The 24743-nt window shown below is 65.3% G+C and carries 22 protein-coding genes and 1 pseudogene; 8 read left to right on the forward strand and 15 right to left on the reverse strand.

What is annotated here, in order from left to right:
• Window positions 1-29 precede the first annotated feature (29 nt).
• The 4 genes from ACODS5_RS01040 to ACODS5_RS01055 form a co-directional block, all read right to left on the reverse strand.
• Window positions 30-323 (reverse strand): DUF2388 domain-containing protein, encoded by a 294-nt coding sequence (locus tag ACODS5_RS01040; protein WP_134689019.1) that lies wholly within the window; start codon window positions 321-323, stop codon window positions 30-32.
• An 86-nt stretch (window positions 324-409) separates the two neighbouring features.
• Entirely contained in the window at window positions 410-727 is a 318-nt protein-coding gene (locus ACODS5_RS01045) for a DUF2388 domain-containing protein (protein ID WP_134689018.1), read from the reverse strand.
• Window positions 728-1026: 299 nt separating this feature from the next.
• Window positions 1027-1239 carry a DUF1127 domain-containing protein gene (locus ACODS5_RS01050; protein WP_011531561.1) on the reverse strand — a complete coding sequence of 71 codons (213 nt, stop codon included), beginning with the start codon at window positions 1237-1239 and terminating at the stop codon, window positions 1027-1029.
• A gap of 393 nt (window positions 1240-1632) precedes the next feature.
• On the reverse strand, window positions 1633-3021 hold the full coding sequence (locus ACODS5_RS01055; protein WP_134689017.1) for a NorM family multidrug efflux MATE transporter: 1389 nt from the start codon (window positions 3019-3021) through the stop codon (window positions 1633-1635).
• A gap of 156 nt (window positions 3022-3177) precedes the next feature.
• Between ACODS5_RS01055 and ACODS5_RS01060 the strand changes: the two genes are divergently transcribed.
• From ACODS5_RS01060 to ACODS5_RS01070, 3 genes and pseudogenes are all read left to right on the forward strand, one after another.
• Window positions 3178-4107 carry a LysR substrate-binding domain-containing protein gene (locus ACODS5_RS01060; RefSeq protein WP_134689016.1) on the forward strand — a complete coding sequence of 310 codons (930 nt, stop codon included), beginning with the start codon at window positions 3178-3180 and terminating at the stop codon, window positions 4105-4107.
• Window positions 4108-4312: 205 nt separating this feature from the next.
• Window positions 4313-5353 (forward strand): annotated as a pseudogene (locus ACODS5_RS01065) (Cache 3/Cache 2 fusion domain-containing protein); the annotation flags it as partial.
• Between the two features lie 135 nt (window positions 5354-5488).
• Window positions 5489-6220 carry a methyl-accepting chemotaxis protein gene (locus ACODS5_RS01070; protein ID WP_489107841.1) on the forward strand — a complete coding sequence of 244 codons (732 nt, stop codon included), beginning with the start codon at window positions 5489-5491 and terminating at the stop codon, window positions 6218-6220.
• A 63-nt stretch (window positions 6221-6283) separates the two neighbouring features.
• Here the strand turns inward: ACODS5_RS01070 and hglS are convergent, their stop codons facing one another.
• Together hglS and ACODS5_RS01080 are read right to left on the reverse strand one after the other, a co-directional pair.
• Complete coding sequence (gene hglS / locus ACODS5_RS01075; protein WP_489107701.1) at window positions 6284-7669, reverse strand: 2-oxoadipate dioxygenase/decarboxylase HglS; 1386 nt, start codon at window positions 7667-7669, stop codon at window positions 6284-6286.
• A 226-nt stretch (window positions 7670-7895) separates the two neighbouring features.
• Window positions 7896-8786, reverse strand: coding sequence for a LysR family transcriptional regulator (locus tag ACODS5_RS01080; protein ID WP_134689012.1), 891 nt, complete (start codon window positions 8784-8786; stop codon window positions 7896-7898).
• A gap of 135 nt (window positions 8787-8921) precedes the next feature.
• Here ACODS5_RS01080 and amaB point away from each other — a divergent pair, with 135 nt between their 5' ends.
• Window positions 8922-10412: an L-piperidine-6-carboxylate dehydrogenase gene (gene amaB / locus ACODS5_RS01085; protein WP_489107702.1), complete on the forward strand. Its 1491-nt coding sequence runs from the start codon at window positions 8922-8924 to the stop codon at window positions 10410-10412.
• A 143-nt stretch (window positions 10413-10555) separates the two neighbouring features.
• Window positions 10556-11842 (forward strand): L-pipecolate oxidase, encoded by a 1287-nt coding sequence (gene amaA, locus ACODS5_RS01090; protein WP_134689010.1) that lies wholly within the window; start codon window positions 10556-10558, stop codon window positions 11840-11842.
• 34 nt (window positions 11843-11876) lie between these two features.
• On the opposite strand, the gene ACODS5_RS01095 is transcribed toward amaA, so the two are convergent.
• Window positions 11877-13304: a mechanosensitive ion channel family protein gene (locus tag ACODS5_RS01095; RefSeq protein ID WP_134689009.1), complete on the reverse strand. Its 1428-nt coding sequence runs from the start codon at window positions 13302-13304 to the stop codon at window positions 11877-11879.
• A gap of 207 nt (window positions 13305-13511) precedes the next feature.
• On the opposite strand from ACODS5_RS01095, the gene ACODS5_RS01100 reads away from it, so the two are divergent.
• The 3 genes from ACODS5_RS01100 (at window position 13512) to ACODS5_RS01110 (ending at window position 16731) form a co-directional block, all read left to right on the forward strand.
• Window positions 13512-13838, forward strand: coding sequence for a hypothetical protein (locus tag ACODS5_RS01100; protein ID WP_134689008.1), 327 nt, complete (start codon window positions 13512-13514; stop codon window positions 13836-13838).
• Window positions 13839-13993: 155 nt separating this feature from the next.
• On the forward strand, window positions 13994-14623 hold the full coding sequence (gene ycaC, locus ACODS5_RS01105; RefSeq protein ID WP_134689007.1) for an isochorismate family cysteine hydrolase YcaC: 630 nt from the start codon (window positions 13994-13996) through the stop codon (window positions 14621-14623).
• 269 nt (window positions 14624-14892) lie between these two features.
• Window positions 14893-16731 carry an amidohydrolase gene (locus ACODS5_RS01110; protein WP_167659418.1) on the forward strand — a complete coding sequence of 613 codons (1839 nt, stop codon included), beginning with the start codon at window positions 14893-14895 and terminating at the stop codon, window positions 16729-16731.
• A 32-nt stretch (window positions 16732-16763) separates the two neighbouring features.
• Here ACODS5_RS01110 and ACODS5_RS01115 read toward each other — a convergent pair whose 3' ends face one another.
• The 8 genes from ACODS5_RS01115 to ACODS5_RS01150 all read right to left on the reverse strand — a co-directional run bounded on the left by ACODS5_RS01115 (window position 16764) and on the right by ACODS5_RS01150 (window position 24735).
• A complete protein-coding gene (locus tag ACODS5_RS01115; RefSeq protein WP_489107703.1) occupies window positions 16764-17675 on the reverse strand; it encodes a LysR substrate-binding domain-containing protein in 912 nt (303 codons plus the stop codon).
• A gap of 89 nt (window positions 17676-17764) precedes the next feature.
• Entirely contained in the window at window positions 17765-18049 is a 285-nt protein-coding gene (locus tag ACODS5_RS01120; RefSeq protein ID WP_489107704.1) for a DUF3077 domain-containing protein, read from the reverse strand.
• A gap of 538 nt (window positions 18050-18587) precedes the next feature.
• Complete coding sequence (locus ACODS5_RS01125; RefSeq protein WP_489107705.1) at window positions 18588-19154, reverse strand: PBECR2 nuclease fold domain-containing protein; 567 nt, start codon at window positions 19152-19154, stop codon at window positions 18588-18590.
• 126 nt (window positions 19155-19280) lie between these two features.
• On the reverse strand, window positions 19281-21068 hold the full coding sequence (locus tag ACODS5_RS01130) for a monovalent cation:proton antiporter-2 (CPA2) family protein (RefSeq protein ID WP_489107706.1): 1788 nt from the start codon (window positions 21066-21068) through the stop codon (window positions 19281-19283).
• Window positions 21069-21283: 215 nt separating this feature from the next.
• Complete coding sequence (locus tag ACODS5_RS01135) at window positions 21284-22300, reverse strand: alpha/beta hydrolase (RefSeq protein ID WP_489107707.1); 1017 nt, start codon at window positions 22298-22300, stop codon at window positions 21284-21286.
• 31 nt (window positions 22301-22331) lie between these two features.
• Window positions 22332-22583 carry a DUF2790 domain-containing protein gene (locus tag ACODS5_RS01140; RefSeq protein ID WP_134689000.1) on the reverse strand — a complete coding sequence of 84 codons (252 nt, stop codon included), beginning with the start codon at window positions 22581-22583 and terminating at the stop codon, window positions 22332-22334.
• Between the two features lie 178 nt (window positions 22584-22761).
• Window positions 22762-24249, reverse strand: a complete 1488-nt coding sequence (locus ACODS5_RS01145; RefSeq protein WP_489107708.1) for a YifB family Mg chelatase-like AAA ATPase — start codon at window positions 24247-24249, stop codon at window positions 22762-22764.
• A 51-nt stretch (window positions 24250-24300) separates the two neighbouring features.
• Entirely contained in the window at window positions 24301-24735 is a 435-nt protein-coding gene (locus ACODS5_RS01150; RefSeq protein ID WP_489107709.1) for a DUF2493 domain-containing protein, read from the reverse strand.
• Between the last annotated feature and the right edge of the window lie 8 nt (window positions 24736-24743).

Consider the following 24743-nt stretch of genomic DNA (forward strand, 5'->3'; position numbering starts at 1 on the left):
CTCCGGGAATGCAAAAGGAGCAGGTGTAGTTATTGGACGAGAATCGCTTCGGCCAGTTCACGGTCGCCGACAGAGTGCCGGGTGCAGCCCTGGCGCAGGGTGTCGAACGCCGCTTGCAGGCGCGCGCCGCGGATCAGGCCGTCACTGGCGACGAACGCGGCGGCATCGTCACGGGCGGCGACGATACGCTTGCGGTCGAACGGCGCGGCGGTCACCTGGCTGGTGACATAGCCGGTGATGACCAGGCTCTGGGTGGTGGCATCCATGGCATGGGCGCTGCCCACGCAGGTGAGGGCGAACAATGATGGCAACAGATAACGCATGGCTGGCTTGAAAGCAGTTGTCTCGGGCGGCGAAGGCTACCCCGGATGCACCGGCCGGGGCCAGTGAATCCGGGCTGATAGCGGGATCAGAGGGCGAGGATGGCGCTTGCCAGTTGCGCGTCGCTGGCCTGCAGCGCCGGCAACTGCTGGCGGATATGCACGAACGCGCTCTCCAGCTTGGCGCCGCGGATCGCGCCTTGGCTGCCGACGAAGCTGGCGGCGTCGTCGCGGGCGGCCTGGACGATCTTGTCGTCACGGAACGAGGAGGAAATGTCGGAGGTGGCGTCGGTGGAAGCGGCCACCGCGCCGACCACGGCATCGGTGGTGACGACGAAGCTGGTGGCATTGGCCGCGCCGGCCAGGGACAGCAGCAAGGCGGCGCCAAACAGGTGATAACGGGACATGATCGGTGGACTCCTGCACAGGGTCTTGGGTGGTTCTGGTTATCGGACGCTCGCTTGGCTCGTCACGGTACTTTATCTGCCAGGCGCGTAGGACAAGCGTAACACGTGCAGGTTCTAACGCTTGGCTTGGGTAAACATCACAAAACGTAACTGTACTGGTTGTATTTTTACTCTATAGAACTGTACATGTTTAGGTCCAAGGCGCTCTAACTCGGGGCATACAAACAAAAAACCCGTCGCAGTAACCTGCGACGGGTTCTTGGGAATTCGCGGTGCCGGGCCAGGCCGGCAGCCGGGGCTTAGCGCCAGAACGGCTTGCTGAGCTCTTCGTAGCGCTGCGACTCGCTGATACCGGCGTCGGCCAGCAGGCGAGAGTCCAGGCGCGCCAGCTGGCGGCGGCTGGCCATGCGGCGCTGCCACAGTACCAGGGTGGACAGAACGCGCAGCGGCAGGGCAGCGTTGGAAGCTTGGGCGTTTTCGAAAACCAGGTCGGAACTGAGGGTACGTTCCATGATGTGTCATCCTTCCGCTTGTGGCGGGATTAGGTAGTGATTTAACTGGTGCCCATCTTCCTCCTCTCTCGTCCAGAACAGTAGGTACAGTTCAGTTGTATTGCGATGGCTCAGTTAACTGTTGGAAGGGACTGTTGCACCAGTTATTGAGGGAACTGTACTGGCGCGCACTGGTTTGGTGCGATTTTGTGGTGTTGGTAGAGAAATGGAACGCAGGAAGTGATGTTTGAGGCGGTACAGTAGTACAGTTTTAGATGGTTTATGCTTCAAGGTGTTCGACGATACAGTTGCAGCGCCTATGCGATCGAGCGCCGCCCGCGCGGCGCTCGATCTCAAGGGCCCTGCAAGACCATTGCCAGGCACCTGTCCGCCATTACGCGATCCCCAACCCCCTCAAACCGAAACCGTCACCCCTCGAGCCCGCCCGGCCTTGCCCAACAACCGCTTCATCCGCCACTCAAAGCCAAGCGTCAGCGCCACTGCCGCACACGCCAGGCCCAGCGCCAGCCCCCACCAGATCCCCGGAGCGCCACCGCCAAGGGTGAACGCGAACAACCATGCGCTCGGCGCGCCCACCAGCCAATAGCACACCAACCCGATCAGGAACGTGGTCTTGGCATCCTTCAAGCCCCGGATAGAGCCCATGGCAATGGTCTGCACGCCATCGAACAACTCGAACCACGCCGCAACCATCAGCAACTGTACTGCCAGCATGAAGATGGCCGCGAAGGCCGGGTCGTTGCGATCGATGAACAGCGCCACCAGGCTATCAGGCAGCAACCAGAACAGCGCGGCGAAGGCGAACATCAGCGAGGCGCCGAAACCAATGCCCACGCGCCCGGCACTGCGCGCCGCCAGCAGGTTGCCAGCGCCATAGTAGAGGCCGACGCGCATGGTCACCGCATAGGACAGCCCAGTCGGCACCATGAACGCGGTGGAGACGATCTGCAGGGCGATCTGGTGCGCCGCGAGCTCGGTGCTGCCCAGCACGCCCATGCACAGGGCTGCGAAGGCGAACAAGCCAACCTCGACCATGTAGGTGCCGCCAATCGGCAGGCCCAGCCGCCACAGTTCGCGCAGGGCCGGCAGGGAAGGGCGCGACAGGCCTTTGCGCAACGGGTAGTCGGCATAGGCCTTGTGCCAGCGGATGTACAGCGCCAGGGCAATGGCCATGCCCAGGGTCACCAGCGCAGTGACCAGGCCGATACCCATCAGCCCCAGCTTGGGCAGGCCGAACATGCCCTCGATCAGCGCGTGGTTGAACAGGTAGTTGAACACCGTGCCGACCAGGCTGATGACCATCACCGGCGTCGAGTGGCCAAGGGCGCTGGTAAAACCGCGCAGGGCCATGAAGGTCATGTAGCCGGGCAGGGCCAGCGGCAACAGGGTCAGCAGTTGCATGGCCGAGTCGACGTTCTCGGGCTGCTGCCCGAACAACAGCAGCACCGGCTTGAGGTTCCACATCACCAGCGCCGCCACCAGCGCCAGGCCCCAGGCCAGCCATAGGCCGCTCTGCGCCAGGCGGGTGACGCCCTCGGTGTCATCGGCGCCCTTGCGGATGGCCACCAAGGTACCGACTGCGGCGATCACCCCCAGGCAGAAGATCGATACGAATGAGTAGCTGGCCGCGCCCAGGCCGCCACCGGCCAGGGCCTGCGGGCTGATACGGGCCATCATCAGGGTGTCGGTGAGCACCATCAGCATGTGCGCCAGCTGCGAGGCGATCAGCGGCCCGGCCAGGCGCAGCAAAGCCTTGAGTTCGGTGGTGGGCGCGACATGCATGGGGGTGGTCCTTCTGGATGGTGCGAAAGTGCGAGCAGGCAATTCTGAAGCCTCGGTCAACTTTGCACAAAAGGATAAAAGCGATTGCTCGCATGAGTTTGACTCATGGATATATGATCCAGGTATCGCGTTTCGGCCCCGTATGACAGGTGCATCATGTCCCGCCAGCTTCCTCCGCTCTATGCGCTGCGCGCATTCGAAGCCGCCGCCCGGCTGAGTTCCTTCACCCGTGCCGGGGAAGAGCTGTCGATCACCCAGAGCGCGGTCAGCCGGCATATCCGCACGCTGGAGGAGCATTTCGCCTGCCGCCTGTTCGTGCGCAACGGCCGTAGCCTGCAACTCACCGAGGCGGCGCGGGTGTTGCTGCCTGGGGTGCGTGAGGGGTTCGCCGCGCTGGAGCGGGCCTGCGATACCTTGCGCGGCGAAGATGACATCCTGCGCATGAAGGCGCCGTCGACCCTGACCATGCGCTGGCTGCTGGCGCGCCTGAGCCGCTTTCGGCATTTGCAGCCAGGTAATGAAGTACAACTGACCAGCGCCTGGATGGACGTCGACCACGTGGACTTCAACCAGGAACCGTTCGATTGCGCGGTGTTGCTCAGCGACGGTAGCTTCCCGGCGGACTGGGAGGTGCGTCGGTTGTTCTCCGAGCTGTTGATTCCGGTCGGCGCGCCGGACCTGCTGGACGACGCGCCGTGGGACGAGCGGCGCTTGTGCGGCATCGAGCTACTGCACCCCACCCCCGACAAGCGTGACTGGCGGGCATGGCTGGCGCGCATGGGGCTGACCGACAAGGTGTCGCTCAAGGGCGGGCAGGTGTTCGACACCCTGGAGCTGGGCATGATCGCGGCCGCCCGGGGTTATGGGATTTCCATGGGCGACCTGTTGATGGTGGCCGAGGATGTGGCCGGTCGGCGGTTGAGCCTGCCTTGGCCGACGGCGGTGGCCAGTGGCATGGACTACTACCTGGTATGGCCACGGACCCGACCGGGTGGCGAGCGCCTGCGTCGGTTGAGTGTGTTCTTGCAAGAGGAGGCGGCGGCGATGGACTTGCCGGCGGTGCAGATCCTGTCGGCTCAGCATTGAGCCGTTCGACCTTGCCGGCGAACAGGAGCCTGCCGCCGAGCACCAGGCAAAGGTTTGCGAATATCCAGGTTCCACGCTCAAGTATTGCGCCGCCAAGCCGATCAAGTTGCACCAGCGTCCCGGAAGAGGGCGCGATTACCCGTCGATTGGAAGCGGGCGGTCAGCGTGATCAGGATGATCCCGGCCTCTTGCCAGGAGCTTTTCCATGTCTCAACCGCGTGCCCGCATCGCCTCGCAGCTCGGCATCGCCCTCGCCATCGTGCTGGCGCTGGTGATCACCGGTAGTACCTTGTTCGCCCTGCGTTCGCTGGACGACGCCAACCTCGCCACTCGCCAGGAACACTTGGCCAGCGAGGCGCGGCTGCTGGCCGACCAGCTCGACACCTTCCACGGTTCGCTCAAGGACAACACCCAACGCCTGAGCGGCCTGTTCGAGCGCCGCTTCGCCACCGGCCTGGCGCTGCACGCCGGCGAGACCGTGCAGGTGGCAGGCCAGGCCACGCCAGCCCTGTACCTGGGCGAGCGGCTGTTGAACAACGACTTCCAGGTGGTCGATGAATTCCAGCAGATGACGGCCGGGATCGCGACGCTGTTCGTGCGCAGCGGCGACGATTTCGTGCGCATCAGCACCAACCTGAAGAAGCAGGATGGCAACCGCGCCATCGGCACCCAGCTGGACCGCCAGCACCCGGCCTATGCCAAGTTGCTGGCCGGGCAGATGTACGTTGGCCGCGCGGTGCTGTTCGAGCGCAACTACATGACCCGCTACGTGCCAGTGCGCGATGGTAGCGGCCGGGTCATCGCCGTGCTGTTCGTCGGCTTCGACTACACCGATGCGCAGAACGCCCAGTTCGCCAACCTCAAGCGCTTTCGCATCGGCCAGACCGGCTCCTTGGCCATTCGTGACGACCAGGGCCAATGGCTGGTGCCCCCGGCCAATGCCGACCGGGACCTGTTCAGTGTCAGCGCGCCGTTCGCCGAAGGCCCATGGACCGTGGTGGCGAGCATGCCCAAGGCGGAAATCCGCGAAGTGACCTGGAGTGTCGGCCTGCGCCTGGCCATCGGCAGTCTGCTGGCCATGCTCCTGGCCGTCGCCGCCACGCTCTGGCTGCTGCGCCGCAAGCTGCGCCCGCTGGGCGAGCTGGTGCGCCAGGCCGAAGCCCTAGGCGCTGGCGACCTGAATGCCCGCCTGAGCGTCACCAGCCACGACGAGATTGGTCAGCTGGCGCGCAGCTTCAATCAGATGGGCGAGGCCCTGGCGACCATGGTCGAGCATATCCGCGGCGCCTCCGACCAGGTCAGTGACCGTGCTCGTTCGTTGTCCGGCTTGTCGTCCGGGGCTTGCGAGGGCATGGACCAGCAGTCCGGCGAGATCACCAGCATGGCCGGCGCGGTGGAGGAGTTCAGCGCCACCTCGATGAACATCGCCGACAACATGGCCGGTACCGAGCGCATGGCCCGCGACAATGCCCAGCAGACCCGTATTGGTCGCGGTGCCATGGACGAAGCGTCGGCCTCGCTCAAGCAGATCGCCGACGCGCTGGGCGGCACCGCCGCGGTGATGGACACCCTGGGCGCGCGGTCCCAGGAGATTGGCGGGATTGTCGGCGTGATCACCGCCATCGCCGAGCAGACCAACCTGTTGGCGCTCAACGCGGCCATCGAGGCGGCGCGGGCAGGGGAGCAGGGCCGTGGTTTTGCCGTGGTCGCCGACGAGGTGCGCGGCCTGGCCGCGCGTACCCGCCAGGCCACCGACGAGATTTCCGGGATGATCGCCAGCATCCAGCAGCAGACCGGGCATGCCATCAACACCCTGGAGCAGGGCAACCAGCTGATGCAGGAGGGCCTGGCGCGCAACGACAAAGTGGCCGAGGCACTGGCGCGGATCGACGAGCAGAGCAGGGCGGCGGGCGAGCAGTTCGCCGTGATCAGCACCGCGACCCAGGAGCAGAGCAGCACCGCGACAGTGCTCAGCCGCAACCTGCAGAGCATCGCCCAGGCCAACAGTGAGCAGCGAGATGTGGCCAATGAGCTGGCCACGACGGCCCGCGAACTGGAAGGACTGGCGGGGCAGTTGCGCCAGGAAGTGGATCGGTTCCGAGTGGGCCGCTAAGACTTTCGCGGGGCAAGCCCGCTCCCACCGACCCTGTGGGAGCGGGCTTGCCCGCGATGACGTTTACAGGGCCGACAGCCCCAACGCCTGCGCACACGCTTGCAATGAGCGGCGCTCGCTCTGGGCATACAACGCCAGTTCGTCCTGCACCATCAGCCCCAGCGCTGCCTCGAAGGCATCCCGATTGGCATTGCTGCCATAGTCGGCCTGGCCTTCGTCGCCCAGGTTGGACTGGAAGATCCCCGCCGCGCTCACCGGCAGGAAGTCCTCGTACACCAGCGCCTCGTAATGCACATGCCCGGCGTCGATCAGCCCTTGCAAGGTAGTGGGGCGGCCAGGCTGCCCGCGTGCCGCCAGCCCCTTGTCGGTGGCGAAATAGCGGAAGTAGGCCAGCCCTTGTTCGCGCATCTGCCCCAGGTCGTCTGGGAAGTCAGCGAAATGCTTGGCGAGCAGGGTCATGTAGCGTTCGGCATTGGCCTCGGCCGGCACACCGCCCAGGGCCGCGCGGGTCGTGTCCAGCAGCCGGTCGTACAGCTGGCGGCCCTTGGGCGTCAGCGCTGCGCCGCGTTGTTCGATCTCGCCGAAGCGCGCCGTGTGGCTGCCCTGGGCATCGCTGAAAGCGACCCTTTCCTGCAGGGCCTTGAAGCTGGTCTGGCGCAGCAGGATCGGCTGGCGACGGGTGGGTGGCCCTTCGACCACGGCCTTGGGTGGAATGCCCTTGGCCGGCATGCCGAGCTGGATGGCGTCGATGTCCAGGGTGCGTGGGGTCAAGTGGTTGATGTGGGGGCCTTTGAACGCCACCACATCCGCGATCAGGCGGTGCTGGTCGTGCAGTTGCTGGTACTGCTCGGCGGTAACGGTGGCGTCCTGGTGCCAGCGGAAGGTGTGCAGGGCTTCCTGGACGAAGGTCTCGGCATCGCTAGCGCTCAGGCCGCCATCGCGTTCGCATTGGGCGATCAGTTCGAGCACACGGGCGGTGAAGATCTGCCGTTTGTCGAGGATGCCCTGGGCCAGTGCGCGCAGTTGCGGGTTGTCGATCAGCTCCAGGCGCAGCAGCGAGGTGAACACCCGAAACGGGCTGATGTGCAGGGATTGCTCGTGCACGGCGCGAAACGCGGTGGAATGTACCGGCACCCCGGCCGAGCTCAGGTCGTAGTAGCCGACCGGGTGCATGCCCATCACCGCGAACAGGCGGGCGATGGTCGCCAGCTCCGCTGCGTTGCCGACGCGGATGGCGCCGTGGCGCTCCTGATCGAGGCGCTCGATTTCGCCGGTCCAGCGCAGGGCCTCGGCCACCTTGGGCTGTTCGGCCATGACTTGCTGGTTGATCTCGCTCACCAGCTCGAGCAGGGTGCCGTATAGCGGCACTTCCTGCTTGTACATGAGCGACATGGCGGCAGAGAACTGCGCGCGGATGTGGTCGGGGCTGACGAAATCGTGGGCGGGCATCGCAAGCTTCCTGGGGTGAGTTGAGGAGGCTTACATGAAAACTGGGAATGGACTCACCGTACAAGCGAAAAAAAGTGCGGGTTTCATTCCTTTTTTGATCGATCTTGATGGCCATGGGGCCGCTTTGCGGCCCTTTCGCGACACAAGGCCGCTCCTACAGGGGATCGCGTACCCCTGTAGGAGCGGCCTTGTATCGCGAAAGGGCTGCGCAGCAGCCCCAGCCATCTCAAGCCTGAAGCTGCTCGCGAACCCACTCCACCAACGCCCGCACCTTCGGCACCTCCGCCGCATGTTCGGCAAACGCCAGGTAATACGCGCCGTTGCTGCGCATCGCATGGTTCCAGGCCAGCACCAGGCTGCCCTCGGCCAACTCCTTGGCCACCAGGTAGCGCGGCACCAGCGCCACCCCACAGCCGGCCTGCGCCGCGCTCAGGGCCATGTAGAAGGTGTCGAAGCGCGGCCCGTGGTAGCTGTTGTCGGTGTGCAGCCCTTGCTCCAGGAACCACTCGTGCCAGGCCTGCGGGCGCGAGGCGCTTTGCAGCAGTACCAGCTCCGCCAGCGCACCCACGTCGGGCAGCGTGCGCCCTTGCAGCAGCTCCGGCGCGCACACCGGCACCACCTCCTCACCGAACAACTCCAGGCAAGTTGCTCCCGGCCAGGTCCCATGGCCGTAGAAGAACACCACGTCGGCGGAGCCCTGCAGAAGGGCGAACGGCTCCATCTCGTTGCGGATGTCCAGGTGGATGTTCGGGTGGCGCTTGCCGAAGCCCTTGAGGTGCGGGATCAACCAGCGCACGCCGAAACTCGGCTGAGTGGCTACTTTCAATACTTCGGTCTGCGTGCCGTAGGTGAGCACGTAGCGGCTGGACATGTCGACCTGGGTGAGAATCTTGTTCACCTCGGCCAGGTAAAGGGCGCCGGCGGGGGTCAGTTGCAGGCGCCGGCGGATGCGCAGGAACAAGTGATGGCGCAGCATCTCTTCGAGCTGCGCCACCTGCTTGCTCACCGCGCTCTGGGTCAGGTGCAGCTCTTCGGCGGCGCGGGTGAAGCTCAGGTGGCGGGCGGCGGCCTCGAAGCACTGCAAGGCGGTCATGGAGGGAACCAGGCGTTTGGACATAAGGGTCTCGGCGGCTGAAATCATTACCTGACGGAATGATATGCGGAATAAAGGTCGTTTGTTGCACCTGTGTAATCGGATTAATACTGACCCACGTCATTTTCCAACCCTTCACCCGATGAAAGGAGAAGCACAATGGTTGCTGGACTGCTCGAGCGCCTTGGCGTTGCCGCCGCGGCTTACACCCAGGGCGACTACCCTGTTCACACCCCGATCGACGGCAGCCAGATCGCCGCGGTGAAGCTGCTCGGCAAGGCCGACACCATTGCCCGCATCGACCAGGCTCAGCAGGCCTTCGAAGCCTGGCGCAGCGTGCCAGCGCCACGTCGCGGCGAGCTGGTGCGCCTGTTCGGCGAAGTGTTGCGTGCGCACAAGGCCGACCTCGGCGAGCTGGTGTCCATCGAAGCCGGCAAGATCACCCAGGAAGGCCTGGGCGAAGTGCAGGAGATGATCGACATCTGTGACTTCGCCGTCGGCCTGTCGCGCCAGCTGTACGGCCTGACCATCGCCTCCGAGCGCCCGGGCCACCACATGCGTGAATCCTGGCACCCGCTGGGCGTGGTCGGCGTGATCAGCGCCTTCAACTTCCCGGTCGCCGTGTGGGCCTGGAACACCGCGCTGGCCCTGGTGGCCGGTAACGCGGTGGTGTGGAAGCCGTCCGAGAAGACCCCGCTCACCGCCCTGGCCTGCCAGGCCCTGTTCGAAAAAGCCCTCAAGGCCTTCGGCGACGCGCCGGCCGGCCTGAGCCAGCTGGTAATCGGCGGCCGTGAAGCCGGTGAAGCCCTGGTCGACGACCCGCGTGTGCCGCTGGTCAGCGCCACCGGCAGCACCCGCATGGGCCGGGAAGTGGGCCCACGTGTGGCGGCACGCTTCGGCCGCAGCATCCTCGAGCTGGGTGGCAACAACGCCATGATCCTCGCCCCGAGCGCAGACCTGGACCTGGCCGTGCGCGGCATCCTGTTCTCTGCCGTGGGCACTGCCGGCCAGCGCTGCACCACCCTGCGCCGCCTGATCGTGCACCGTTCGATCAAGGATGAAGTGGTGGCCCGGGTCAAGGCTGCCTACGCCAAGGTGCGCATCGGTGATCCGCGCAAGGACAACCTGGTCGGCCCGCTGATCGACAAGCAGTCGTTCGACGCCATGCAGGGCGCGCTGGCCAAGGCCCGCGATGAAGGCGGCCAGGTGTTCGGCGGCGAGCGCCAGCTGGCCGAGCAGTACCCGAACGCCTACTACGTGACCCCGGCCATCGCCGAAATGCCGGCCCAGAGCGACGTGGTGCGCCACGAAACCTTCGCGCCGATCCTCTACGTGCTGGCCTATGACGACTTCGAAGAGGCCCTGCGCCTGAACAACGAAGTGCCACAGGGCCTGTCGTCGTGCATCTTCACCACCGACATTCGTGAGGCCGAGCGCTTCCAGAGTGCTTCGGGCAGCGACTGCGGCATCGCCAACGTCAACATCGGCACCAGCGGCGCCGAGATCGGCGGGGCGTTCGGTGGCGAGAAAGAGACCGGCGGTGGCCGTGAGTCGGGCTCTGATGCCTGGAAAGGCTACATGCGTCGCCAGACCAACACTGTGAACTACTCGCGCGAGTTGCCGCTGGCGCAGGGCATCGTGTTCGACTGATGATCGCAGGCGGGGGCTCTGCCCCCGTTTCGCGGCACAAGGCCGCTCCTACAGAGGATTGCGTTGCCTGTGTAGGAGCGGCCTTGTGCCGCGAAAGGGGCGCAACGCGCCCCCAACAAGAACAACACCGCTGGAGCCGGGCCATGTCCGAACTGCGTCAAGAATGTCTGTGGGAACACGTCACCCAGCCGACCGTCGCCGCCCAGGCCCTGGCCGGCGAGCACAAAGCTGACGTCTGCGTGATCGGCGGCGGCATCACCGGGCTGTCCGCGGCGATCCACCTGCTGGAGCAAGGTAAATCGGTGATCCTGCTGGAGGCCTGGAAGATCGGTCACGGCGGCTCGGGGCGCAACGTCGGCCTGGTCAATGCAGGCACCTGGATCCGCCCCGACGACGTCGAGGCCACCCTCGGCCACAAGCAAGGCAGCCGCCTGAACAAGGTACTGGGCGAGGCACCGGGCGAAGTGTTCGCCATGATCGAGCGTTTAGGTATCGACTGCCAGGCCCAGCACAAAGGCACCCTGCACATGGCGCACAATGCCACCGGCATCGCCGACCTCGAAGCTCGCCACCAGCAATGGACCCGGCGCGGCGCCGATGTCGAGCTGCTGACCGGGGCGCACTGCCAGGAATACTGCGGTACCGACAAGATCTCCGCCGCGCTGCTCGACCGCCGCGCCGGCACCATCAACCCCATGGGTTACACCCAAGGCCTGGCCGCCGCTGTGACGCGCCTGGGCGGCAAGTTGTTCCAGCAATCCGCTGTCGAGGGCCTGGAGCGCGACGGCGACACCTGGCAGGTGAAGACCGCGCGCGGCACGGTGCGCGCCGACAAGGTGGTGATCTCCACCGGCGCCTACACCGAAGGGGATTGGAGCAACCTGCAAAAACAGTTCTTCCGTGGCTACTACTACCAGGTGGCTTCCAAGCCCTTGCACGGCGCCGCCGCCGACAAGGTCCTGCCCCATGGCCAGGGCTCGTGGGACACCCGCACCGTGCTCAGCAGCATCCGCCGCGACGACCAGGGCCGCCTGCTGCTGGGCAGCCTCGGCCGGGTCGACAACAAGCCGGCGTGGTTCGTGCGCAGCTGGGCCGACCGCATCCAGAGCCACTACTACCCGGAGCTGGGCAAGGTGGAGTGGGAAATGCATTGGACCGGCTGCATCGACTTCACCCCCGACCACCTGATGCGCCTGTTCGAGCCGGCGCCGGGGCTGGTGGCGGTGACCGGCTACAATGGCCGCGGCAACACCACCGGCACGGTGATCGGCCGGGCCTTTGCGGAGTTTCTGCTCAAGGATGACCCGGACCGCCTGCCAATCCCGTTCTCGCCGATGAAGCCGGTGAGCGCGCCATCGTTGCGCACGGCGTTCTACGAGTCGGGGTTCTCGCTGTATCACGCCGGGCAGTGTCTGCGGGTAGTGCTGTAATCGCCATCGCGGCCCGACTTGCGCCGCGACAGGCTCACTTATGCAGCCAGCTCAGGAACCCGCCTTTCTTCACCACCGCCGGCTTCTGCAATAACAGCGATTCGCGCTTCTGCCGCCGGAACCGTTGCAGCTTGGTCAGTGCCGACTTCACATCGCCGCTTTCGCTCAGGCAACCGCGCACCTGTTCCTTGTCGATGCGATACAGCATGCAGCCGCTCAGGGCGCGGAACTCCACGGGCGAGGCCTCATCGTCCACCAATCCCTCCAGCCCCAGCACCTCTCCAGGCCCCATGCGCCCGCCTTCGATCAGCCGTTCGCCATCGCGCACCGACGCCAGTACCACGCCGCGGCTGATCAGCAGCACATGTTCCGAGCGCTCGCCAATGTCGAGGATCACCTGGTCAGCGAGGTATTCCACCGTGGTCATGCGCTGGCTCAGGGCGTCGCGTTCTTCGTTGCTCAGCGAGCGGAACACCCGTACTTCGTCCAGCAGCTCGCGCTGGCGGCTGCGCACCGGGGCGCCCAGCTCGGTGTTCCAGGTCACGCCGCTGGCTTCCAGGTGGCGGTGGGCGAGGTCGAACAACTGGTTGCGCACTTCGGTCTTGCGCGACATCTCGGCGATGAAGCCGCTGGCCTCGTACTCCACTGACTCCAGTGTCGCAGCCTTTACCGTGACCTTGGGCGCCGGCTTGTCCAGCAGGATGCTGGTGCCTTGTAGGGTTTTCTCCAGTGCATCGAACACCCGTTGCGGGCGCACCTTGGCCGGCACCACCACGCTGATCGACACCCCGTGCACCTCGGCCGGGCGGCTGAAGTTGAGAATCTTGGCCTTGGCTGCCACCGAGTTGGGGATCACCGCCAGGCTGCTGTTGCCAGTGATCAGCCGGGTGGCCCGCCAGTCGATATCAACCACCTTGCCCTCGGTGCCGTCGATCGAGATCGCATCGCCGATCTGGTAGGGCCGTGTGGTGTTCAGCACGATGCCCGAGAACACGTCGGCCAGCGTGCTCTGCAGCGCCAGGCCGATGACGATGGCCATGACCCCTGAGGTGGCCAGCAGCCCCTTGACCGGCAGTTGCATCACATAGGCCGCCGCCGCCACCGCTGCGACCAGGAAGATCAGCGCCCCGACCACATCCTGCAGCAGACGCCCGCCGTGGCTGCCCCGCGCCACCAGCAACAAGCCGAACACCACCGTCACCGTGCGTGCGCCGAACAGCCACCAGCCGATCCCCAGCACTGTGGCCATCAGGTTGCGCGAGACATCGTCGGCCCAGGGCGGTGGTTGCAGCGGGCTCATGCCCGCGGCCAGCAAGAGCCAGCTGAACAGCAGGAAAATCGCCAGCCGCGACGCGATGCGCCAGGCGCGGCGCTCCAATGGGATCAGGTGCCAAAGCAGCAGGTCGAGGAAGATCAGGGCGGTGCCGAGCAACAACGGGGAGGACTCGATGAAGGCCAGCATGATGGTCTCGGTGCGGGGGAGGGCTGTGGCTAGTAATAGAGCAGGTTGAAGGGGCACGCAATGGGCATGCAGGAGGCGTAGAACGGGCTGCTTCGAGGGCATGCCGTTCTTGCTGTAAGCCGAAGAGTTGGAAACAATGGCGCGCGGCCGGTCTGATTCCGTCGAATGGGGCATCCAATTGGTGGAGCATGCCGGCAAGGAGCAGCAATGACATTGTGTGAAACCCTCAGGCTCATCAATCTGCTCATGTTCGGGGGGGTGATGGTGTCCGCATCCGCCCTGGCGATCTATGCCTGGTTCTTCGCCAGGCAGCGCGGCCTGGACATCAACACCTTCGAAGGGGCGGGCGAGGTCCACAGGCTGGCCATGACCTTCGAGCACAAACTGCTCTCGTTATTGCTCATCCTGGGGCTTTATGTGTTCCCCCTGTTGCTTGCCCTGTCGTTCGGCCCGTTGATCTGGGGGTTGTTCCAGGGGTGCGAGTACAGGCTCAGTGGTCGCAATTCACACATTGTCTGGAAGCTGGTCCGTTGAGCGGCTCTGCGTAAAGGGAAAACTATCGTTCATAAAACAGAACGCTAGGGCCAATTTTTGCCGTCTACCGGCTCAAAGGTGATCAATCTAATCTTTGCCCATCAACGCGAAACACCGATGGCAACGACAATCACACACCTTTGGGAGCAACGACCATGAGCAAATTCACTTACACCCGCCTGAACAAAGACGACGCCGCCGTACTGCTGGTCGACCACCAGGCCGGGCTGCTGTCCCTGGTCCGTGACATCGAGCCGGACCGCTTCAAGAACAATGTGCTGGCCCTGGCCGACCTGGCCAAGTACTTCAACCTGCCGACCATCCTCACCACCAGCTTCGAGCAAGGCCCCAACGGCCCGCTGGTGCCGGAGCTCAAGGAGCTGTTCCCGGATGCCCCGTACATTGCCCGCCCCGGCCAGATCAACGCCTGGGACAACGAAGATTTCGTCAAGGCAGTGAAGGCCACCGGCAAGAAGCAGCTGATCATTGCCGGCGTGGTGACCGAAGTGTGCGTGGCCTTCCCGGCGCTGGCGGCCCTTGAAGAAGAGTTTGAAGTGTTCGTGGTCACCGACGCCTCCGGCACCTTCAACGAAATGACCCGCGACGCCGCCCATGACCGCATGAGCCAGGCCGGTGCCCAGCTGATGACCTGGTTCGGCGTGGCCTGTGAGCTGCACCGTGACTGGCGCAACGATGTCGAAGGGCTGGCGGCGCTGTTCTCCAACCATATCCCTGACTACCGCAACCTGATCACCAGCTACAACGCCCTGACCGCCGGCAAGTAAGACACCGGGCGCCGGAAACGGCGCCTGGTTGTTCCCGCTGCTAGTCTTCCACGGCCAGCCCAGCCCCCTTCTCTGTCATGCATCGGTGGCAAGCTCAGTCGCGCTTGCCGCCCTCGAGGGAGAACGCCATGTCCCAGGATCCCAACGACAAGAGCCGCCGCCAGTTTCTGGCCACCAGCACGGTACTCGGCGCCGCTGGCGCACTTTGGTCCGCATTGCCCTTCGCCGGCACCGCCGGTTTCGCCCACGCCGCCACCCAAGGAAGCGCCATGACTGCCGACCTCATCCTGTTCAACGGCAAGCTGCATACCGTTGACCGTGAAAAGCCCCGCGCCAGTGCCGTTGCCATCAAGGACGGCAAGTTCCTTGCCGTGGGCAGCGACGCCGAAGCCATGGCCCACAAGGGCGCCGCCACGCAGATCATCGACCTCAAACAGCGCACGGTCATCCCGGGCCTCAATGACTCGCACCTGCACCTGATCCGTGGCGGCCTGAACTACAACCTCGAACTGCGCTGGGAAGGCGTACCGTCCCTGGCCGACGCCCTGCGCATGCTCAAGGACCAGGCCGAGCGCACGCCGAGCCCGCAGTGGGTGCGCGTGGTCGGCGGCTGGAACGAATTCCAGTTCGCCGAAAAGCGCATGCCCACCTTGCAAGAGATCAACCAGGCCGCGCCGGACACCCCGGTATTCCTGCTGCACCTGTACGATCGCGCCTTGCTCAACCGCGCCGCGCTCAAGGCCGTGGGCTACACCAAGGACACGCCGAATCCGCCGGGTGGCGAGATCCAGCGTGACAAGTTCGGCAACCCCACCGGCATGCTCATCGCCCGGCCCAATGCCACGATCCTCTACGCCACCCTGGCCAAGGGACCGAAGCTGCCGCTGGAGTACCAGGTCAACTCTACCCGCCAGTTCATGCGCGAGCTCAACCGCCTCGGCCTGACCAGCGCCATCGATGCCGGCGGCGGTTACCAGAACTACCCGGACGACTACCAGGTGATTCAGGAACTGGCCGACAACGATCAGCTGACCGTGCGCATTGCCTACAACCTGTTCACCCAGAAGCCCAAGGAAGAGCTCATCGACTTCAAGAACTGGACGCAGAAGGTCAAGCCGGGCGACGGCAATGACTTCTTCCGCCACAACGGTGCTGGCGAGATGCTGGTGTTCTCCGCCGCCGACTTCGAGGACTTCCTCGAACCGCGTCCGGACCTGCCGCAGACTATGGAGCAGGAGCTGGAGCCGGTGGTACGCCACCTGGTCGAGCAGCGCTGGCCGTTCCGCCTGCACGCCACCTACGACGAGTCGATCTCGCGCATGCTCGACGTGTTCGAGAAGGTCAATCGCGACATTCCGTTCAATGGCCTGCCATGGTTCTTCGACCATGCCGAGACCATCACCCCGCAGAACATCGAGCGGGTGCGGGCGCTGGGCGGGGGTATCGCCATCCAGGACCGCATGGCCTTCCAGGGTGAATACTTCGTCGATCGCTACGGCGCCAAGGCCGCCGAGCACACCCCGCCGATCAAGCGCATGCTCGACATGGGCGTGCCGGTGGGGGCCGGGACCGACGCGACCCGGGTGTCCAGCTACAACCCGTGGACGTCGCTGTACTGGATGGTCAGCGGCAAGACCGTCGGCGGGCTGGAACTGTATCCGGAAGGCCTTAGCCGCGAGACCGCGCTGCAGCTGTTCACCCATGGCAGCGCCTGGTTCTCCAGCGAGCAGGGCAAGAAGGGGCAGATCAAGGTCGGCCAGCTGGCGGACTTGGCGGCGTTGTCGCTGGACTTCTTCAGCGTCGATGAAGAGGCGATCAAGGGCATCGAGTCGGTGCTCACTGTTGTCGATGGCAAGGTGGTGTACGGCGCCGCCGAGTTCGACAAGCTGGGCCCGGCGCAGGTGCCGGTGTTGCCCGAGTGGTCGCCGGTGGCCAAGGTACCGGGGCACTGGCGCGCCGGGGCACCAATGGCGGCGGCGCTGCACCAGTGCGTCGGGCCGTGCGGGGTGCATGCCCATAGCCATGAGAAGGCGCGGCACTCCAGTGTGCCGGTGAGCGATTACCAGGGGTTCTGGGGCGCGCTGGGCTGTTCCTGCTTCGCGTTCTGAGTGGGCCTGGGGCTGCAACGCAGCCCCTGTATCTAAGCCATGTCGCTGATGGCGAATTCTTCCGCCAGATGGTCGATCAACGACCGCACCGACGGCAGCAGCCCGCGCCGCGACGGGAAGATCGCATGCACGATGCCGCATCGCGGATGCCAGTCCGGCAGAAGCTCCACCAGGCGCCCCGCCGCCAAGTCCTCGCGCACCGCCACCCTGGGCAGGTGCGCGATCCCCACGCCCGCCACCACGAAGTGCCGCAAGGCAAACAGATCATCGGTGACCATTCGCGGCGTGTGCGGGATCACCAGGCTGCGGCTCATGTCCTCGCTCTGGAACAGCTCCCACTGGTACTCACGCTGGGCGCTGCCCCAATGGACGCTGGGTAGCTCACTGAGCTGCTGCGGGTCGAAGCCTTCAGCCAGCCGTTCGAGAAACGACGGATGCCCGACCAGGCACTGGGTGCTGTTGCTCAGCACCTTCATCACCATGTCGGTGTTCTCCAGCGGCGGGAAGCGCACCCGCAGCGCCACGTCGAAGCCCTCGTGCAGCAGGTCGACGCGGCGGTTGGTGCTCTCGATGAACAGCTCCACCTGCGGGTACTTGAGCATGTAGCGGGTGAGCATCGGACCGACCCAGGAGTTGAGCAGGGTGGTCGGGCAACTGATGCGCACCAGCCCCCTCGGTTCGCTGCGGTTGCGCTCGATGATCTCGGCAGCGCCCTCGGCCTCAACGCGCATGGCCAGGCAGCGGTTGTAGTAGGCCTGGCCGATCTCGGTCAGCGAGCAATGCCGGCTGGTGCGGTGCAGCAGGCGCACGCCGAGGCGCTCCTCGAGGTCGGCGATGCGCCGGCTGAGCTTGGATTTGGGCATGTCCAGCGCCCGCCCGGCCGGGGCAAAGCCACCGTGCTCGACCACCTGGGTGAAGTAGTAGAGGGAGTTGAGGTCTTCCAAGGGGCGATCTCCACAGCGCGCCGGGGTAGTGGGGCGCAGTCTACCGGGCGGTGATGGCCTTCATCCAACTCCCTCGAAGGCAATGTCGCTCAGGGCGACTCGATACCCTCCAGCATCGCCTCGGTCAGGCCCTCGGCCATCTCGATCCCATGCAGGCTGGCCCACAGCAGGCTCCTGCCGGTTTCATCCGTATGCTCCAACGCCTTGTAGCCGATGTTGTAGGCACTGCGCAGGTACTCGGCGACATGCACCAAGGCGTCGTGGGCGTTGATATTGGGGTTGACCGCGAACAGCGGTGGGTGGCCGGCGTCGCATTTGCCGAAGGTGCGGTGGCGGGTGTCGGGAAGGGGTGGGTCGGGGACGATTTTTTTCATTGCAGTGATCCTCTAAAGGTTGAACCGCAACCGTCCGTTTCCACGCAGAGGGTGGCAGTCGTACGCGGGGTGGAAACCGGTTAGAGGTCAACCCGGCAGGCCAGGCGGCCTCCCGCGCACAACTGCCATTGAAGGCAATAACCCTAACCGGATTTCCACGTCCGATCGCTGAACAGACAGCGACCGGGAGATCCTAGAGGGCATGATTTCCCCGGACAATCAGACGGGCATCGACAGACTTCGTAGGGTATTTCCCGGCTTATAGGCTGCCTAGTGAGAAGATTCTTCAAGGCTTGTGGGAAATTGCCAGAACCCCCCGTTTTGGCGCTATTAGCCGGCCATTTCTGGCTACATTCCATTTGTCCGCTTCCGTTGACTTGCCTAGCGGCTGTTGTTAGCGTTTCAGATGAGCGCGAAACCAGTTGCCATTCAGCGGCAATAGCTGGCGTAGGAACCCCGTCGATGGCTGAATCATCAGCGTAGGGTGAGACCTCCACACCCCGGCTTGAGGGTGTGTATATGAATATCAAGCATCGCTTCAGGGCCACTGTTCGCAGTGGCCCTTTTCTTTGCCTGGCAGAAACTCATAGCGCTGATACAGCAGCTCGCCGTGACGGTGCTTGTTCAGTGCTTTCGCATCGCATTGCATGAAATTCCACAACAGCTTGCCCTGCTCCAGCGTAACGATCACCAGCATCTGCCGCTTGGATTCATAGGCGCCGATGAACGCCAACCTATGGGTGTCGTTGCTGTATGCGACCCGCCATACCTCGAATGGTCCGGTTAGTGTATCCAGCGCCACTCTGGCAAAGCGTTCTCTGGCATCCTGGCGCTTCTCGACGATGTGGGCGATGCAGCTGTGGCGGATCTGGACCACACCAAGAGGGGTGTCGATGCCCCGCGAATACATGGACGATGTATTCAGGCCCAGGTGATACGCGACCAAATCCACTGCGACGAGATGATTGTCAGCTGCAATGAGTTCTTCGACGGTAGGCGCACGCCATGCCCGATCAAGGGTCCTGAGATCGGGTAATTGCAGGTCCAGCCAAGTGCTCTGACCTTTCTTCTCGGTAATCTTCGGGGACGCAGAGTAGGGGCTCAAGGAAATCCCTGGCAGCGATCAGGTTCGCTGTAATGGCGGCGACCTGATCAGCCTAGGGAGCAGGGTGTGCTCGAACAATCAGAGGGCCATCGACAGGTTTCGTAGGGTATTTCCTGCGCCTGGCCCTCAATCCTCATCCGACGCAAACAACCGCTCCAGCTCCACCCGCGCTTCCTTGGCCGTCTGCATCACCTTGGCCCGATCGTCGCGGACCTGCCCCTGGGCTTCCAGCACCTGTTCGTCATGCTCGGTGAACCGGGCGATGCGGTCTGTCGCCTGGGCTTCGGAGAGCCCCAGCCCGACCAGCGCGCGGCGGCTCATCTCCAGGCTGGAATAGAACGTCTCGCGGATCGGGTCGGCACCCACGTCCATCAGCTTGTGCACATGCTGACGGTTACGTGCCCGGGCGATCACCTTCAGGTGCGGGTACAGGCGCTTGGCCCGCTCCGCGGTGTGAATGGCCACCTCCGGGTCGTCGATGGTGATGATGAAATACTCGGCCTCGCCGACCTTGGCCGCGTGCAGCACTTCGGGGCGCAGTGGGTCGCCATAGAACACCGGCACCTGTTCGAACATGCGGGTCATCTCGATGGCGTCCACCGAGGTCTCTAGGGCTATGAACGGGATCTTCTGCGCCCGCAGGATGCGCGCGACGATCTGGCCCATGCGGCCCATGCCAGCGATCACCACGCGCGGGGTGCCAGCGTCGATGGCCTTGTACTGCTCGGGCACCTCGCGGGCGGGTTGCGGGCGCTTCAGGGCGCGGGCGCAGCCGAGCATCAGCAGCGGCGTTAGGGCCATCGACAGGGTGATGGTCATCAGCAGCAGGTCGTAGGTCTGGGTGTCGAACAAGCCCTGGTCCTTGCCCAGCTTGAACACCACGAAGGCGAACTCGCCGCCGGCAGCCAGCACCATCCCCAGGCGCAGGGCGCTGGCGCTGTTCAGGCCACCGGCCAGGCGGCCGACGCCGATCAGCAACGTAAGCTTCACGCCGATCAACAACAGGGTCAGGCCCAGCAGTACCAGCGGCATTTCCAGCAGCAGGCGCAGGTTGGCGCCCATGCCGACGCTGATGAAGAACAGGCCCAGCAGCAGGCCTTTGAACGGCTCGATCTGCGATTCCAGTTCATGGCGGTATTCGGAGTCGGCCAGCAGCAGGCCGGCGAGGAAGGCGCCCAGGGCCATGGACACGCCGGCCTCCTCCATCAACCAGGCGGTACCGATCACCACCAATAGCGCGGTGGCGGTGGACACTTCCGGCAAACCGGTGCGGGCGACGATACGGAACAACGGGCGCAACAGGTAGCGACCGCCGACGATGACGATGGCGATGCTGGCGAACACCTTCAGGCCATGCTCGAGGCTGTCGCCGTGGCTGGTGTCCGGGCCGCTCGCGGCCAGCAGCGGCACCAGGGCGATCAACGGGATGGCGGCGATGTCCTGGAACAGCAGGATGGCGAAGGCCAGCCGACCGTGGGGCGCATTGAGCTGCTTGCTTTCGGCCAGGCTCTGCAGGCCCAGCGCGGTGGACGACAGGGCCAGACCAAGGCCGAGCACGATGGCCGCGGGTAGCGTCTGGCTGAAGCCGAACAGGGCGATGGCGCCCAGTACCGCGCCGGTCAGGACCACCTGCGCGGTGCCGACGCCGAACACCGATTTGCGCATCAGCCACAAGCGTCGTGGTGAAAGCTCCAGGCCGATGATGAACAGCAGCAACACCACGCCCAGCTCGGAGATGTGCGCGACGCTCTCGGTGTCGCGGATCAGCCCCAGGGCCTGCGGGCCGATGGCCACGCCGGCCAGCAGGTAGCCGAGCACGGCGCCCAGTTGCAGGCGCTTGGCCAGCGGCACGGCGACCACGGCGGCGAGGAGGAAGATGACGGCGGTTTGTAGCAGGCTGCCTTCGTGTGGCATTGCTCGGACTCCTTGAACTGCGTGCGGCAGCGCTTGATGCAACAGCTTATGCCATCGATGAAAGAGGCGGGCATTTTCGGGGGACAAGGGATACAGGACAATCCTGGGGTGACAGGAAGCAGCGTTCTGAAAGACGGACCTTTGCTGAATCAATCGCGGAGCAAGCTCGCTCCCACGAAGGTCTGATACCTGCGTAGGAGCGGGCGATCAACTGCTTACTGCAGATGGGCTTTCAGCGCCTGTGCCGCCTGGTCCATGGCACTGCGTACACCGGGCACGGTGCTCAGCACATTCAGCAGGCCGTAGTCATGGATCATGCCGTTGTAGCGCACGGCGGTCACCGGTACCCCGGCGGCGTCCAGCTTGCGGGCGTAGGCTTCGCCTTCGTCGCGCAGCACGTCCATCTCGGCGGTCTGCACCAGGGCTGGCGGCAGGCCTTGCAACTGCTCGAGGCTGGCGCGCAGCGGCGAGGCATGGATGTCGTCGCGCTGGCGCGGGTCGGTGGTGTAGTTGTTCCAGAACCACTGCATCATGTTGCGGGTCAGGAAGTGGCCTTCGCCGAACTGGTTGTAGGACGCGTTGTTGAAGTTGGCGTCGGTCACTGGCCACAGCAGGGCCTGGAAACGCAACTTCGGCGTGCCGGCCTCCTTGGCTTTCAGTGCCACCACCGCGGCCATGTTGCCGCCGACGCTGTTGCCGGCTACCGCCAGGCGGCTACCGTCAACACCGATCTCCTGGCCGTGCTCGGCGACCCAGCGGGTGGCGGCGTAGGCCTGGTTGATCGCGGTGGGGAACTTCGCTTCCGGTGACGGCGTGTAGTCGACGTAGACCGCCGCAGCGCCGGAGCCCACCACCAGGTCACGGATCAGGCGTTCGTGGGTGGGGTAGTCGCCCAGCACCCAGCCGCCGCCGTGGAAGAACATGAACACTGGCAGCTCGCCCTTGGATCCTTCGGGCCGCACCACGCGGATCTCCAGCGGCTGGCCGTCGGCCTGGATGGTCCGGCGTTCGACGCGGATCCCCGACACATCGACCTTCACCCCGGCCTGGGCACCGCTCAGCACCGCACGGGCATCCTTGGGTGCGAGGGTCTCCAGCGGCTTGCCGCCACCGGCGGCCAGGGCGTCGAGGAAGCCTTGGGTGGTGTGCTCGACGCCGGGGCTGCCAGCGGCGAAGGCGCTGTTCACGGCAAGGGCCAGCAGGCCGGCGGTCAGGGTGTGGGACAGTTTCATGTTCTAGCTCCTTTGGCGGGCAAGCCGCGGCTCAGTTCTGGTTGGCGAGGACGGTGGGTTGCACGTAGCTCACGGCGCGCAGCTGGCCGCTGCTGTCGCGGTAGGTCAGGGTGGCGGTGCTGGTCTGGCCTTGGGCGCTGGCGGGGGCATCGACGCTGACGACCTTGGCGATGTCCAGGTCCATGCCGTAGCGGTACGGGGTGGCTTCGCTGGCGAAGCTGCTGACGCTGGTGCCGAGGGCCAGGGTGGTGACGGTGACGGCGAAGGCTTTGCGAAGGGGCATGATCGTTCTCCGGGTTCTGCTGAGTAGGGTTGGCGACTGCTTGCTGCTTGAGATTAATAGTGCGCGCAAATATTTAGTGCGCAAAATATATTTCCGCTATTACGCTGATTGAGTGGGTCTGTCGACGGGGCTCAGCCTTGATACAGCGGATGATTGCGCGGAAAACCGCCGTAAAGGATCAGGCGCTGGGCCGATACTGCAGCGCCTCCGCCAGGTGCGACCTGGCTATGGCTTGCGTGCCCTCCAGGTCCGCCAGGGTGCGGGCCACCTTCAGCAACCGGTGCGCTGCCCGCAACGACAGCGTCAGCCGTTCGCAGGCCTGCTCCAGCCAGGCCTGGTCGACCGGCTCCAGCGGGCAATGCCGGCGCAGCCCCTTGAGGTCGAGGAAGGCATTGGCGCAGCCCTGCCGGCGCTGCTGCAGCTCCCGTGCCTCGGCCACCCGCTGGCCAACACTGGCGCTGGTCTCGCCGCTGGGCTGGTGAGTCAGCACGGTACTTTCCCGGGCCACCGTCAGGTGCAGGTCGATGCGGTCGAGCAGGGGGCCGGACAACTTGTTGCGGTAGCGCTGGATCTGCTCGCTGCTGCACTGGCAACGGCCGGTGGGGTCGCCCAGGTAGCCGCAGGGGCAGGGGTTCATGGCCGCCACCAGTTGAAAGCGCGCCGGGAAGCGCACCCGGTCCTTGGCCCGGGCCACCACGATCTCGCCGGACTCCAGCGGCTCGCGCAGCACCTCCAGCACGCGCCGTTCGAATTCGGGCAGCTCATCGAGGAACAGCACGCCATGGTGCGCCAGGGTGATCTCGCCGGGTTGCGGTCGGCTGCCACCCCCCACCAGCGCCGGGCCGGAGGCGGAGTGGTGGGGGTGGCGGAACGGCCGCTGTGGCCAGCAATCGAGCGGGGCATGGCCGCTGACCGAGCGGATCGCCGCCACCTCCAGCGCCTCGCGCTCGTCCAGCGGCGGCAGCAGCCCGGGCAGGCGGCTGGCGAGCAGGGTCTTGCCGGTGCCCGGCGGCCCGGAGAACAACAGGTTGTGCGCGCCAGCCGCGGCGACCAGCAGCGCCCGCTTGGCAGCGATCTGGCCCTGCACTTCGCTGAGGTCCGGGTAGGGGCGTTGCTCAAGCAACAGGCCATTCGCGGCGTAGGGTGGCAGCGAAGGTTGCGCATTCAGGTGGGCGACCAGTTCCCGCAGGTGCCCCACTGCGTACACCACCAGGCCGCTGGCCAGGCTCGCCTCTTCGGCGTTTTCCCTGGGCACCACCAGCGCCCGACCCGCGTCGCGCGCCGCCAGTGCCGCAGGCAGTACACCCTGTACCGGCCGCAACGTACCCGACAGCGCCAGTTCGCCCAGGCATTCGATGCCGTCGAGGGCGGCAACCGGTACCTGGCCATTGGCGGCCAGGATGCCCAGGGCGATGGCCAGGTCGTAGCGGCCACCGTCCTTGGGCAGGTCGGCCGGGGCGAGGCTCTGGGTGATGCGCCGGGCCGGGTAGTCCAGCCCGGAGTTGACGATGGCGCTGCGGACCCGGTCCTTGCTTTCCTTGACCGTGGTCTCCGGCAGACCGACCAGGGTGAGCGTGGGCAGGCCGTTGGCCAGGTGGGTTTCGACGCTGACAGCGGGGGCCTGCACCCCGACCTGGGCTCGGCTGTGGACTAGGGCGAGGGACATGGGGCACTCCGTGTTTGCAGGTGATGGCCGCGTCCTGCGGCCTGGCAAAGCTTAGTGGTGCTCCTGTGCAGGTGGACGAGAAGAGTGCGTCGAATTTTGTCCGGCCTGGCCCCCAGGACCGTGGGCGCCCGCCGTCCGTGGCTGCCTGGCGCAGATCACCGCAATCCCCGAACCCCGCGCCCGGGCCAGCAGCTCCTCGGTATCGTCGCCGCCCGGCAGCGCCAGCACCAGGTCGGGCCGGCTGTCGCGCAGCATGAAGACGTTGCGCAGGCGCTCGGCCAGCTTGCCGTGCAACTGCCAGTTGGGCGGATAGCGCACGATGTCGGCGCCCTGTTCGCGGGCCCAGCCTTCGATTTCGCCGCCCAGGTGCTGGCTGCCGCCGTGGATCAGCACCCGGATCGGTTGCTGGCGCTGGAGGGCGTCCAGCGCCTGGCGGCAGCGTTGGTTGTCGGCGTAGTTGCGCCCCGCGCAGATCAGTACGCGCATGCCCACCC

The sequence above is a fragment of the Pseudomonas sp. FG47 genome (assembly GCF_057809115.1).